This window comes from Halotalea alkalilenta DSM 17697, assembly GCF_000621205.1.
Classification (GTDB): Bacteria; Pseudomonadota; Gammaproteobacteria; order Pseudomonadales; family Halomonadaceae; genus Halotalea; species Halotalea alkalilenta.
Map to the genome: position 1 here is coordinate 68539 of NZ_KK211231.1, position 12923 is coordinate 81461.

Here is a 12923-nt window from a genome sequence, read left to right on the forward strand (position 1 = left end):
ACCATAGCACTCCACCGTGACCAGGGGGTGCCAACGCTCACCAGCAAAATGAGCGTCAACACGCTCCAGACGACGGTACTCGCGCGGGCAGCGCCTCGCTCAGCCAGCCGAGCAGGGCCTCGAGCCGCCGCGAGGGATGCCGTCTCGGCCGGTAGACCGCGTAGAAGTCGGCGCTCGGCGTGATCACCCCCGGCAGCAGCTCGACCAATCGACCCTGCGCCAAGTGCGCCTGCACATCCCACCAAGAGCGCAGCACCAGCCCATGACCGTCGAGGGCGAGCCGCACCGCCACCTCACCGTCGTTGGTCGAGAGCGTGCCTTTGATGCGCACCGCTCGCTCGCGGCCCTGGTCGATGAAGCGCCAGATCCCATGGTCGCTCGAGTTCTCGCGCAGCACGATGCAGCGGTGCGCGGCCAGTGCGTCGAGATCAGCAGGAGCCCCATGGGCGTCGAGATAGGCCGGGGAGGCGCACAGCACGCGCCGATTGGCGAGCAGCCTGCGGGCCACGAGCCGGGCATCCGGCGGAGGCCCGACCCGGATCACCAGGTCGAAGCCATCGTCGAGGCTCGGCGGATAGTTGCCCAGTTCGAGCTGGAGCTCGAGCTCGGGATGACGCAGGGCGAAGCTCGACAGCAAAGGCGCTATGTGGCGACGACCGAAGCCGAAGGTGGCACTGACCCTGAGCGAGCCGCGCAGGCTCTGCCGCGGGTCGCTCAGCGCCCCTTCGAGCTCGGCCAGCTCGGCGAGGATCGAGGCGCCGCGTTCGAGGTAGAGCTCCCCCTCGGCGGTGAGGCTGAGCTTGCGGGTCGAGCGCTGCATCAGGGTCACACCGAGGCGGCGCTCGAGCTGGGCCAATCGCTTGCTCACCGCGGCCAGCGAGAGGCCGAGATCGCGCGCGGTCGCGGTCATGCTCTCCGCGCGGGCGAGGCGCTGGAAGAAGGCAAGATCATCGATGACGGACAAGATTATCAACCTGTATTCAAGGATGAATTGAACTCAAGCCTGATTGTATCGTTTTCTCCCAGGACTAGAATCGACTCCCATCATTGATCGGGGAGCCTGCCCATGTTCGAAGGATTCGAGCCGTTCGACATCGACGTCGGTGACCCGGACGATGATGTGCGGATCAGCGGCCTGATCAAGGGTAGCGGGCCGGCGCTGCTGTTGCTCCACGGTCATCCGCAGAATCACCGCATCTGGCATCGGGTCAGTGCGGCGCTGGCCGAGCGTTTCACCGTGGTGCTCACCGACCTGCGCGGCTATGGCGCATCGTCCAAGCCCCCCGGCACGCCGGATCACGCCAACTACTCCAAGCGCGCGATGGCCCGCGACCAGCATGAAGTCATGCAGCGGCTCGGCTTCGCGCGCTACTCGATCTGCGCCCATGACCGCGGCGCGCGCGTCGCCCACCGCCTCGCCCTCGATCATCCCCAGGCGGTCGAGCGGATGATGCTGCTCGACATCGCGCCGACCCTGGCGATGTACGAAGCCACCGATCGTGCCTTCGCCACCGCCTACTTCCATTGGTTCTTGCTGATTCAGCCATCGCCGCTGCCGGAGCGGCTGATCTCGGCCGCCCCGCACGCCTGGGTCGACGGCGTGATGGGCGGCCGCCACGCGGGGCTGTCGGTCTTCGCCCCCGAGGCGCTGGAGAGCTATCGCACCCAGCTCGAGGATCCCGCCGCGGTGCACGGCATGTGCGAGGACTACCGCGCCAGCGCGACGATCGATCTCGAGCATGACCGATTCGATCTCGACCAGGGCCGACGGCTCGAGCTGCCGCTCAAGGTGCTGTGGGGCGCCCACAGCACGGTCGGGCGCTGCTTCGATCCAATGCGTGAGTGGCGCAAGGTCGCCCGGCGGGTCGAAGGCCGGGCACTGGACTGCGGTCACTACATCCCCGAGGAGCGGCCTGACCGGCTGCTCGATGAACTCCACGACTTCATGAGGACTCCATGAACAAGATCATGCCCATCCAACGTCCACGCATCGCAGTGATCGCCGGCGACGGCATCGGCAAAGAGGTGATGCCGGAAGGTGTGCGCGCGATGGAGGCCGCCGGCCGGCGCTTCGGCATCGAGTGGCAGTGGCAGACCCTCGACTGGGCCTGTGCCGAGTACTGGCAGACCCACGGCCGGATGATGCCGGCGGACTGGCGCGAGCAGCTCGAAGGGGTGGATGCGATCTACTTCGGCGCGGTCGGCTGGCCTGACGTCGTCCCCGACCACATATCGCTATGGGAGTCGCTGCTCCAGTTCCGCCGCCACTTCGACCAGTACGTCAACCTGCGCCCCTGCCGGCTGATGCCCGGGGTCAAGGCGCCGCTGGCCGGCCGCGAGCCGGGCGACATCGATTTCTACGTAGTGCGCGAGAACACCGAGGGGGAATACTCGAGCATCGGCGGCAAGATGTTCGAAGGCACCGAGCGCGAACTGGTGATGCAGGAGACGGTGATGAGCAGGCGCGGCATCGACCGGGTGCTCAAGTTCGCCTTCGAGCTGGCCCAGACCCGGCCGCGCAAGAAACTGACCTCGGCGACCAAGTCCAACGGTATCTCGATCACCATGCCCTACTGGGACGAGCGCGTGGTCGAGATGGCCAAGCACTACCCCGGGATCAGCGTCGACAAGTTCCACATCGACATCCTCACCGCCCAGTTCGTGCTCCACCCCGACTGGTTCGACGTGGTGGTGGCGAGCAACCTGTTCGGCGACATCCTTTCCGACCTCGGTCCCGCCTGCACCGGCACCATCGGCATCGCGCCCTCGGCCAACATCAACCCGGAACGCCAGTTTCCCTCGCTGTTCGAACCGGTCCACGGCTCCGCGCCGGACATCGCCGGGCGTGGGATCGCCAACCCGATCGGGCAGATCTGGTGCGGCGCGATGATGCTCGAGCACCTCGGCCACGCAGCGGCGGGCACCGCGGTGGTCGAGGCGATCGAGCAGGTGCTGGCCAGCGGTGACCCTGCGCTGCTCACCGGCGACCTCGGCGGCAAAGCCGGCACCGAGACCCTCGGCCGCGCGGTGGCGGAGGTGATCGAAGCCGGCTGAGCAGCGAGCGCTCAGCCGCCCCAGAGGCTCGACAGCGACGAAAGCAGACCGCTCGATACACCCTGGCCGCCGAAGTACTGCAGCATCACCGGGGCGAACTGGCTGGTCATCGAGCTATCCATGCCGAGCGCTTTGAAGGCGGCATCGACCATTCCGTTGTCGCCCTGGGACTGCCCTTGTCCGCCGGCGAGGCTCGAGACCTGCGAAAGCAGCGAGCCGCCGCCGGTGGCGTTGGCGCTCGACAGCAGGCCATCGATCCCCGGCGCCTGGTTGGACAGCTGGCTGAACTGATTGTCGCCGAGCGCGCCCTTGGCCTGGGCCAGCATCGCCGCGGCCCCGCCGATCGCCTGCTGGCGGTTGACGCCGAGCTGGCTGGTGAGGGAATCCACCAGCTGGCTGGCATCGTTCAAGTTGCCTTCGGTAGTACCGACCTGCGCCGCCTGCTGCTGCTGGGAGCCTTGCTGCAGCTGCTGGAGCGTGCTGGTGCCCTGCTGCGACGTAGAACCGGCGCGATTCATCGCTTCGTTGACGTCGTTGAGACTGAAAGCGAAGGCCTGCGAACCGATCAGCGGCAGGCCGCAAAGCGCGAGGGAGATGAGGCTTTTCTTCATGAAGACATCCTGATGGGAATCTGAACACCGCCCCAGCATAGCATTGCCGGCCAACGCCGCACGGCGATGACGTATCATCGATACGCTCCTGTCCCGCATTGCCATCGATCAGCCTATCTTTCGATCAGGAAAAACCATGTCCAGCAGCTACGCCACCATCGGCTTCATCGGCCCGGGGCGCCTCGCCACGGCGCTTTCACGCGCGCTCGCCGGCAGCGGCGAGCATGTCGCCGCCATCGCCGGGCGCAGCCACGCGCGTGCGCAGGCGCTCGCCGAACGGTTGCCCGACTGCGAGGCGCTGCCGGCCCAGGTGCTGGTCGAGCGCTGCGAGCTGGTCTTCGTCACCACCGCCGACGACGCCATCGCCGCCACCGTCGAGGCGCTCGACTGGCGGCCCGAAAACGCAGTGGTGCACGCCAGCGGCGCCACCGAGGTCGGCGTGCTGGCCAAGGCCGCCCGCGCCGGCGCGGCGATCGGCGGTTTTCACCCGCTGCAGAGTTTCAGCGACCCCGACGCGGCGATCGCCTCGCTCCCCGGCTGCACCCTGACGATCGAAGCCGAAGGGGCGCTGCTGGCGCGGCTCGAAGCCATCGCCCAGCGCCTGGGCGGGCGAATCAACCGCCTGCCCCCGGGCGCCCGCGCCCGCTACCACGCCGCCGCCAGCTATGCCTCGCCGTTCATGCTCGCACTGCTCGATGAGGCGATGAGGATCTGGGCCAGCTGGGGCGCCAGCCGCGAGGACGCGCTGGCGGCCCTGCTGCCGCTGCTGCGCGGCACCCTCGGCGCCCTCGAGCGAGGCAGCCTCGAGGAGGCGATCACCGGGCCCATCGCCCGTAACGATCTCGGCACGGTGCGCAAGCATCTCACCGCCCTCGACGAGCTAGGCGGCCGGCACGGCGAGTTCTATCGCCTGCTCGCCGCCCGGCAGCTGGAAATCGGCGACGACGTCTCATCCCGCCCCGAGGCCATGACTCGGCTAATCGAGTCCTGAACCGGCTCTGCGACGAGTGGCCAGGTTCCGGCGCAAGGTGAGCAGCCCCGCGTAGAACAGCGGCACGAAGAAGATCGTCAGCAGCGTGCCGGTGATCACGCCGCCGATCACGCTGATGCCGATCACTCGCTGGCCTGCGGCCCCGGCACCGACGGCGAAGGCCAGCGGGATGACGCCCGCGATGAAGGCCAACGAGGTCATCACGATCGGCCGCAGGCGGCGCCTCGCCCCCTCGAGCGTCGCCAGGGCGAGCGAGGCGCCCTGGCGGCGTGCCGCACTGACGAACTCGACGATCAGGATCGCATTCCTGGTCGCAAGCCCGATCGTGGTCAGTACGGCGATCTGGAAGTAGACGTCGTTGTCCAGCCCGGCCAGATTCGCCGCCGATACCGCGCCCAACACGCCCAGCGGCACCACCAGCATCACCGCGGCCGGTACCGACCAGCTCTCGTAGAGCGCCGCCAGGCAAAGGAAGATGAAGGCGATCGAGACCAGGTACAAAAACAGCGCCTGGTTGCCGGCCAGCTGCTCCTGGTAGGACAGGCCGCTCCAGGCGAGCTGATAGTCACCGAGCTCATCGACCATCGACTGCATCAGCGCCATCGCGGTGCCGGAGCTTTCGCCGCTGGAGGCATCGCCCTGGATCTGCACCGCGGGGATGCCGTTGAAGCGCTGCAGCATCTGCGGCCCCAGTATCCATTCACTCGATGCGAACAGCGCAAGCGGCAGCATCTCGCCTCCCGCACCGCGTACGCGCCACTCGCCCATGTCCTCCTGGGCCGAGCGGAAGGCCGCGTCACCTTGGACGTACACCGGCTTGACCCGGCCGCGGTCGAGGAAATCGTTGACGTAGCGCCCTCCCCAGGCGGTCGCGATGGTCTGGTTGACCTGGCCTACGTCTATCTGGTGGATGCTGATCGACTCGTGGTCGAGCTGCACCTGCAGCTGCGGGCTGGGCCCCAGCCCGTCGAGTCGCACCCTGGTGAGGCGCGGGTCCTCGCCGGCGCGCGCTATCAGCGATCGCTGCGCCGATTGCAGCGCCTGCTGGCCCGTTGCGGTGATGTCCTGGAGCCAGAATTCGAACCCTGAGGATTGACCCAGTCCGCTCACCAACGCCGGCGACATCACCACCACGTTGGCTTCGGTGTAGTCGGCGAAGGCCCGACCGGCACGCTCGATGATCGCCTGGGCGGAGCGCTGGTAGCCCGGACGCTCCGACCAGGGCTTCAGCCGGATGAAGGCCTGGCCGACGTTCTGCGCGCGCATCCAGCCGTGGCGCCCGGAGGCGAGCAGCAGGATATCGAGGTTCTCCGCCTCTTCACGCTGGAAGTAGGCGGAGATATCGTCGGCGACCCGTTCGGCGGCCTGGAGCGTGGCGCCTTCCGGCAGGGTATAGCGCACCATCACCATGCCCTGGTCCTCCTCGGGGAGGAAGGCCGTAGGCAGCCTGCCGTATAGATGGAACATCGCCGCCGCCAGCACGCTGAACACCGCGAGCATCGCAAGCGGCCGTCTCAGCACCCGGAACAGCCCGCGCTGGTAGGCCCGCTCGCTGCCCTTGACCACCCGGTTGAAGAGCCCGAAGAACGAGCGCGGCGAGCGCGGATGTGCGCGACGAAGCAGCAGCGCGCAGAGCGCCGGCGTCAGGCTGAGCGCGACGAACAGCGAGAGCGCCATCGCCGAGACCAAAGTGATCGAGAACTGCTTGTAGATCGTCCCGGTCGCACCGCCGAACCAGGCCATCGGCAGGAACACCGCGCTGAGCACGGTAGTGATACCGACCAACGCCCCGGTGATGTCCCCCATCGAGCGAATCGTCGCCTCGCGGGGTTCGAGCCCGTCCTCCTCCATCCGCCGCTCGACGTTCTCGACCACCACGATGGCGTCATCGACCAGCAGGCCGATCGCCAGCACCAGCCCGAACAGGGTCAGGGTATTGATGGTGAAGCCCGCCACCGCGAGGACGGCGAAGGTACCGAGCAGCACGACCGGGATGGTGAGCAGCGGTATCAGCGTCGCACGCCAGCTCTGCAGGAAGAGGAACATCACCGCGGTCACCAGCAGGATCGCCTCGACCAAGGTGGAGAACACGTTACGGATCGACACCTCGATGAACGGCGTCGTATCGCGCGGATAAGCGACTTTGTAGGAGGCAGGGAAGGTGCCTCTCAGCCGCTCGAGGGTCGCCTTGACTTCGAGCGCGGTATCCAGCGCGTTGGCGCCGGGGCTGAGCTGGATCGAGATCCCCGAGGCCGGATAGCCGTTGAGCCGCGTACGGGTGCGATAGTCCTCCGCGCCCCGCTCGACCCGCGCCACGTCCCCGAGCCTTACGCTGCCCCCGCCGCTCTGCGCCAGGAGCACGATCCGCTCGAACTGCTCCGGGGTCTGCAGAAGCGACATCGCGGTGACCGTCGCATTCAGCGCCTGGCCCTCGACGCTTGGCGCGGCGCCGATCTCGCCGGCGGAAATCTGGCTGTTCTGGGCCTCGATCGCCGAAACCACGTCCGCGGTGGTCAGCCCGTGGGCGGTGAGCCTGTGTGGATCGAGCCAGATCCGAATCGCGTACTGGGAACCGAACACCGAGGTTTCACCTACGCCGTCGATGCGGCTGATCGGGTCCTGCAGCTGGCTGACGATGAAGTCGGCGACGTCGACGCTGTCATGGCGACCGGATTCGTCGTAGACCGAGGCCACCAGCAAGGTGTCGGTCTGCGCCTTGCGCACCACCACGCCCTGGTCCTGCACCTGGACGGGAAGGCGGCTGGTGGCCTGGACGATGCTGTTCTGGACCTGCATCTGGGCGACGTCCGGGTCGGTCGCCTGATCGAACACCAAGGTCACGCGCACGGAGCCTGACGAACTGCTGGTCGAATTGAAATAGAGCAGATTGTCGATGCCGGAGATCTGCTGCTCGATGATCTGGGTGACGCTCTGCTCGAGTACCTCCGCCGAGGCGCCCGGATAGCTGGTGGTGACCTGGATGGTGGGCGGTGCGATGTCGGGGTACTGCTCCACCGCCATGTCGAACAGCGAAAGCGCGCCGAAGCCACTGATCATCAGCGCGATCACACAGGCGAAGATCGGCCGCTGGATGAAGAATCTCGACAGCATGCGCTAGCCCTCTTCGGCCGTATCGTCCGGAGCTGCGACATCGGTTTCGAGCACCCGTACCAGCGAGCCGTCGCCAATGCGCTGTCGACCGCCGAGCACGACGAGATCGCCCGCTGCCAGCCCCGCCTTCACCAGCCATTCGCTGCCTACCGTAGCGCCGAGCTCCACCCGGCGCGTGCGCGCCCGCTGCTCGTCGTCCACCACATAGACATAGGCATCCCCGCCGGTATCGCGCGCCACCGCGCGCTGGGGCACCAGCAGGGCACGCTCGAGCCGGGCCTGCTCGACCTCGATACGTACGAACATGCCGGGCAGCACTTGGAAGCCAGGGTTGGCGAAACTGGCGCGCAGCGTGACGTTGCCGGTCTGGCGATCGACCTCGGGGTCGGCGAACTCGACCTCCCCGGTGCGCTCGTAGCGGCTGGCGTCGGTGAAGACGATCCACGCCTTGGGTTTCTCCCCGCCGCCATCGGGCGAGAGCCAGGCGCGCGCCCAGGCCAGGTACTCGGTTCCGGACTGGGTGAAATCGACGTGGATCGGATCGAGCTGGTGGATGGTCGCCAGCGGCTCCGCCTGGTCGCTGACCACCAGCGCTCCCTGGGTGACGCTCGCCCGACCGATCCGGCCGCTGATCGGCGCGACCAGCTCTGTGTAGGCGAGATCGATTTCGGCGCTGTGCAGGGCAGACTCAGCGGCCGCGACCGCCGCCGCCGCTTCCTCATCGGCGAACAGCGCCATCTGGTGCTCCTGCTGGCTGATCGCTTGTCGCTCGCCGAGCCGCTGGTAGCGCTCGGTGAGCCAGCGCGCGGAATCGAGCCGAGCCTTCGCCACCGCGAGCTCCGAGCGCGCGCGCTCGGCATCCGCGCGATAGCGCCTCGGATCGATGCGAAACAGCAGGTCGCCGGCGGCGATATCGCTGCCCTCTGCATAGCTGCGCTCGAGAATCACACCGCCTACCTGCGGGCGCACCTCGGCGGTGGCCGACGCAAGCGTCCTGCCCGGGAAGGTGGCGACCAACGTGGTCTCCCGCTCGGCCAGCCGGACCACAGTCACCGGCGTGGCTTGGCTTGCCTGATCAGACGAGCCGCGCTCAGGCCCGGCCTCGCCGCAGCCGCCGAGCGCCAGACTCGCCAAGGCGCCGACCATCAGCGCCTGGAGGGAACGATGTCGCAGAAAGCGTCGCGGATGATGCGCTTGGCGTACTAAATGCCACATTGATCATCGACCCCTTTCGAGTGCATGTTTGTTCGAGTCGCCGGCGGCGAACGGCTCGCGGGTTTCAGGGCGTCCCGCGATCGCTCACTTTACACCGGCAGCGAAAGCGCCTATCCGTACGGAGAAGCATCGGGCACTTGCGGCCCAGGCGATTTAGGCTTGGATTAAGCCAGCGATTGAGCCAACGAACCGCCATCCAAAGACCCTATCAGGTCGATGAGGAGGCACGATCATGTCGATGAAAATGGAATATCGGGGCGGCTGCCTGTGCGGCGCGGTCCAACTGTACGTCATGGTCGACGGTCACAAGGTCGGCGCCTGTCACTGCGCCATGTGCCGCAAATGGGGAGGCGGACCCTTGCTGGCGCTGGAGAACGTCCTTGGGCTGCGCCTCGAGGGCGAGGAGGCGGTCAGCGTCTACGCCTCCTCCGACTGGGCCGAACGCGGCTTCTGCTCCCACTGCGGCACCCATCTGTTCTATCGGTTGAAGGAAGGCGGGCACTACGCGGTGCCGGTCGGCCTGCTCGAGGTGGACGACGACTGGGTGCTCGATGAAGAGATCTTCATCGAAAGCCAGCCGCCCTACTACGCCTTCTCCAACCAGACCAAACGGCTCACCGGCGAGCAGGCGTTCGCCGCCAAGCAGCCGTGACCTCCGCCGTGCCACGCCCTCGAACCCACAGGGCGTGGCCGCTTCATCGCGCAGCGCAGCCGGCGGCTCAGCCGAGACTGGCGCAGAAGCGCTGGATCCGCTTGCAGGCCTCTTCGAGCTGGTCCGTCGCGGCGGCGTAGGAGACCCTGAAGTTGGGCGCGAGACCGAACGCACCGCCATGGACCAGCGCCACGCCCTCGGTCTCGAGCAGCGCGCGGGTGAAGGCTTCGTCGCTGTCGATCAGGGTACCGTCGGGGGCACGGCGGCCGAGCAGCGCACCACAGGAGGGATAGGCGTAGAAGGCCCCATCGGGGCGCTGGCAATCGACCCCTTCGGCCTGATTGAGCAGCTCGACCACCAGGTCGCGGCGGCGTTCGAAGATTTGGCGCCACTCCTGGATGAAGTCCTGCGGCCCGGTGAGCGCCTCGACCGCCGCCCACTGGGCGATGGTGTTGATCCCCGAGGTGATCTGGCCCTGGATCTTGTCCATCGCCTTGATCAAAGGCTCGGGGCCGCCTGCGTAGCCGACCCGCCAGCCGGTCATCGCGTAGGCCTTGGAGAGCCCGTTGACGGTCAAGGTGCGCTCGCGCAGCCGCGGCTCGATCTGCGCCGGTGTGGTGAACTCGAGCCCGCCGTAGATCAGGTGCTCGTAGATATCATCGCTCATCACCCAGACCTGGGGATGATCGACCAGTACGTCGGTCAGCGCCTTGAGCTCGTCACGCGAGTAGGCCGCGCCGGAAGGATTGCAGGGCGAGTTGAACATCAGCCACTTGGTACGCGGGGTGATCGCCCGCCCGAGCGCCTCGGCGGTGAGCTTGTAGCCATTCGCCGGATCGGTCTCGACGATCACCAGCGTGCCACCGCACAGCGCGACCATCTCGGGATAGGAGACCCAATAAGGCGCCGGCACGATCACCTCGTCGCCCGGATCGATGGTCGCCATCAGCGCGTTGACGATCACCTGCTTGCCACCGTTGGAGACCATCGTCTCGCTGACCCGGTAGTCGAGCTGGTTCTCGCGCTTGAACTTGCCGACGATCGCCTCGCGCAGCTCGGGAATCCCCGCCACCGGCGGATACTTGGTCTCTCCTCGTGCCATCGCACGTTGAGCCGCCGCCTTGATGTGCTCAGGCGTGTCGAAATCGGGCTCGCCGGCGGAGAGCGCGATCACATCGCGCCCCTGCGCCTTGAGCTCACGGGCACGCTGGCTGGCGACGATGCTGGCGGAGGGTTTCACGCGAGCGAGGGCTTGGGAAAAGAAGCTCATGGGAGCAGTGCACCTGTCATGGTTGTCGTTGGGGGCTGGAGCAGCCTCAGCGGCCGCTCAGCGACCGAGCGCTCGTGGATCGAGAGCGTCGCGAATCGCATCGCCCACATAGTTTACGCTAAGCACCACCAGCGAGATTGCCAACCCCGGCCAAAGCACCCTCGTTGGAGTGATCTGGATGAAGTTCACGCCGTCGAACAACAGTCGGCCCCAGGTCGGGTAATCAGACGGAAAGCCAAGGCCCAGAAAGCTCAACGCCGATTCGGTGATGATCGCCGTGGCGATGCCGAGGGTGGCCGAGACCATGATCGAGGAGACCACGTTCGGCAGCAAATGCTGCAAAACGATGGTCGTTTCGCGCGTGCCGCCGGCCTGCGCCGCAGTGATGAAATCGCGCCGCTTGAGCGCCAGGACGTCACCGCGCACGATCCGCGCAGTGTGCATCCAACTGGTGACGCCGATCACCGTCACCAGCAGAATGAATACCCCTGTTTCAGGTCCAAATGCAGTGCGCAGGGTGTCGCGAAACAGCATCACTGCGACCAGCAGCAGCGGCAGTATGGGCAGCGCCAGAAAGAGGTCGGTGAGCCGCATCAGTGGGCCATCGAGCCTTCGCCAATAACCGGAAAACACTCCGACCAAGGTGCCGATCACCAGCGATAAGAGCATCGCACTGATGCCCACAGCGAGCGTGGTGCGCCCCCCGGTGAGCAACTGTGCCAGAAGATCGCGGCCGAGATTGTCGGTGCCGAGGGGAAAGTCCCAAGACGGCCCCTGGTTGCGTGCGCGGTAGTTGGGCTGCCCCACCTCGACCGTATAGAAGTAGGGGCCGAGTACCACCAGAGCGACGATCGTCAGCAGCACCGCGAGACCGATCACGCCCCCCCGATGGCGGCAAAAATTGCGCCAGACATCACCAAGAAAGCTCGAACCCGATCCCCTAGACAGGATCGGGGCGGCGCTATTCGCCGCGCCGGGAGTGCCGTCAGTCATATCGGATCCTCGGATCGAGCATCGCGTAGAGCAAATCCGCGATCAAATTGAACAGGATAATCAGGATGGCGAAGATAAAGGTCAGCGTCTGCACCAGCGGGATGTCGGCGCCCTGGATGGCGATGATCAGCAGTTGCCCAAGCCCATTCACGCGAAAGATCTGTTCGGTGATGATCGCGCCAGAGAAGACCGCCGGCACACCGAGGGCAATCACCGTGACTACCGGGATCAGGCTGTTGCGCAAGGCGTGGACGAGCAGCACCGAGCGCTCCTTCACACCCTTGGCGCGGGCAGTGCGGATGTAGTCCTGGGAAAGGTTGTCGAGCAACGAGGCACGCACGAAGCGGGCGATCTGCGAGGTGTTGTAAAGGGTCAACACGAACACCGGCATTGCCATCTGGCGCAGCTGGTAGACCAAGCTCTGCCAATCCGTCACCCGATGGTTGGTATCGTAGATGGCCGGAAACCAGCCGAGCCAGGATGAGAACACCACTATCAACAGCACACCGGTGAAGAACGTCGGCACCGAGAAGCCAACCATCGACAGGAAGGTGCCAAGCTGGTCGAACCAGGAGTACTGACGGTAGGCCGAAAGCACCCCAAGCGGCACCGCAATGAGCACCGCCAGCACGTAGGAGAGCCCGATCACCCAGAGAGTTTGCGGCAACCGCTGGATGATCAAGTCGACCACCGGACTGCGGGTCGCCCAGGAGGTAACCCGCAGGCGCTCCGAGGAGTTGCCGAGCTCGACCCCGAGCAGCCGCTCGAGGAGGTTGAGCGGTTCATTGATCATAAACTGTTGCAGCCAGAGCAGATAACGGATCAGAAATGGCTGGTCGAGGCCCAGCGAGCTGCGAATCTGGTCGCGCACCTCGGGCGGAATGGTCAGCGGCAGATCGCCCGTCGGATCGTTCGGCGCCAGATCGAGCAGCGCGAAGATGACGAAGCTGATCGCCAGTAGCGTGGGAACCGCGAACATCAGGCGGCGCAGCGTATAGGCAAACATCGGCGACGGGACCCTCAGAT

General features: G+C 66.3%; 11 protein-coding genes. 4 read left to right on the forward strand and 7 right to left on the reverse strand.

Features of this window, described 5'->3' with window-relative positions:
• Positions 1–55: 55 nt before the first annotated feature.
• Positions 56–964, reverse strand: a complete 909-nt coding sequence (locus Q376_RS0116955; protein ID WP_027351312.1) for a LysR substrate-binding domain-containing protein — start codon at positions 962–964, stop codon at positions 56–58.
• 102 nt (positions 965–1066) lie between these two features.
• Between Q376_RS0116955 and Q376_RS0116960 the strand changes: the two genes are divergently transcribed.
• Positions 1067–1960: an alpha/beta fold hydrolase gene (locus Q376_RS0116960; protein ID WP_043448447.1), complete on the forward strand. Its 894-nt coding sequence runs from the start codon at positions 1067–1069 to the stop codon at positions 1958–1960.
• Positions 1957–3054, forward strand: a complete 1098-nt coding sequence (locus tag Q376_RS0116965; protein WP_245598986.1) for a tartrate dehydrogenase — start codon at positions 1957–1959, stop codon at positions 3052–3054. The genes Q376_RS0116960 and Q376_RS0116965 overlap by 4 nt, the downstream gene beginning before the upstream one ends.
• Before the next feature lie 11 nt (positions 3055–3065).
• On the opposite strand, the gene Q376_RS0116970 is transcribed toward Q376_RS0116965, so the two are convergent.
• On the reverse strand, positions 3066–3665 hold the full coding sequence (locus Q376_RS0116970; RefSeq protein WP_027351315.1) for a DUF2780 domain-containing protein: 600 nt from the start codon (positions 3663–3665) through the stop codon (positions 3066–3068).
• A 136-nt stretch (positions 3666–3801) separates the two neighbouring features.
• Between Q376_RS0116970 and Q376_RS23220 the strand changes: the two genes are divergently transcribed.
• A complete protein-coding gene (locus tag Q376_RS23220) occupies positions 3802–4656 on the forward strand; it encodes a Rossmann-like and DUF2520 domain-containing protein (protein WP_043448523.1) in 855 nt (284 codons plus the stop codon).
• Here Q376_RS23220 and Q376_RS0116980 read toward each other — a convergent pair.
• Together Q376_RS0116980 and Q376_RS0116985 are read right to left on the reverse strand one after the other, a co-directional pair.
• Positions 4642–7767, reverse strand: a complete 3126-nt coding sequence (locus tag Q376_RS0116980; protein WP_027351316.1) for a multidrug efflux RND transporter permease subunit — start codon at positions 7765–7767, stop codon at positions 4642–4644. The genes Q376_RS23220 and Q376_RS0116980 overlap by 15 nt on opposite strands.
• A 3-nt stretch (positions 7768–7770) precedes the next feature.
• Positions 7771–8982, reverse strand: coding sequence for an efflux RND transporter periplasmic adaptor subunit (locus Q376_RS0116985; RefSeq protein ID WP_052365468.1), 1212 nt, complete (start codon positions 8980–8982; stop codon positions 7771–7773).
• Between the two features lie 232 nt (positions 8983–9214).
• Between Q376_RS0116985 and Q376_RS0116990 the strand changes: the two genes are divergently transcribed.
• Positions 9215–9634 carry a GFA family protein gene (locus Q376_RS0116990; RefSeq protein ID WP_027351318.1) on the forward strand — a complete coding sequence of 140 codons (420 nt, stop codon included), beginning with the start codon at positions 9215–9217 and terminating at the stop codon, positions 9632–9634.
• 67 nt (positions 9635–9701) lie between these two features.
• On the opposite strand, the gene Q376_RS0116995 is transcribed toward Q376_RS0116990, so the two are convergent.
• The 3 genes from Q376_RS0116995 to Q376_RS0117005 are packed head-to-tail and all read right to left on the reverse strand — an operon-like array spanning position 9702 to position 12903.
• The gene (locus tag Q376_RS0116995; RefSeq protein WP_027351319.1) at positions 9702–10904 is read right to left on the reverse strand and encodes a pyridoxal phosphate-dependent aminotransferase; all 1203 of its coding nucleotides are present in this window, start codon (positions 10902–10904) and stop codon (positions 9702–9704) included.
• Between the two features lie 57 nt (positions 10905–10961).
• Positions 10962–11897 carry an ABC transporter permease gene (locus tag Q376_RS0117000; protein WP_027351320.1) on the reverse strand — a complete coding sequence of 312 codons (936 nt, stop codon included), beginning with the start codon at positions 11895–11897 and terminating at the stop codon, positions 10962–10964.
• Positions 11890–12903: an ABC transporter permease gene (locus Q376_RS0117005; RefSeq protein ID WP_027351321.1), complete on the reverse strand. Its 1014-nt coding sequence runs from the start codon at positions 12901–12903 to the stop codon at positions 11890–11892. Before Q376_RS0117005 ends, Q376_RS0117000 begins: the two co-directional genes overlap by 8 nt.
• Between the last annotated feature and the right edge of the window lie 20 nt (positions 12904–12923).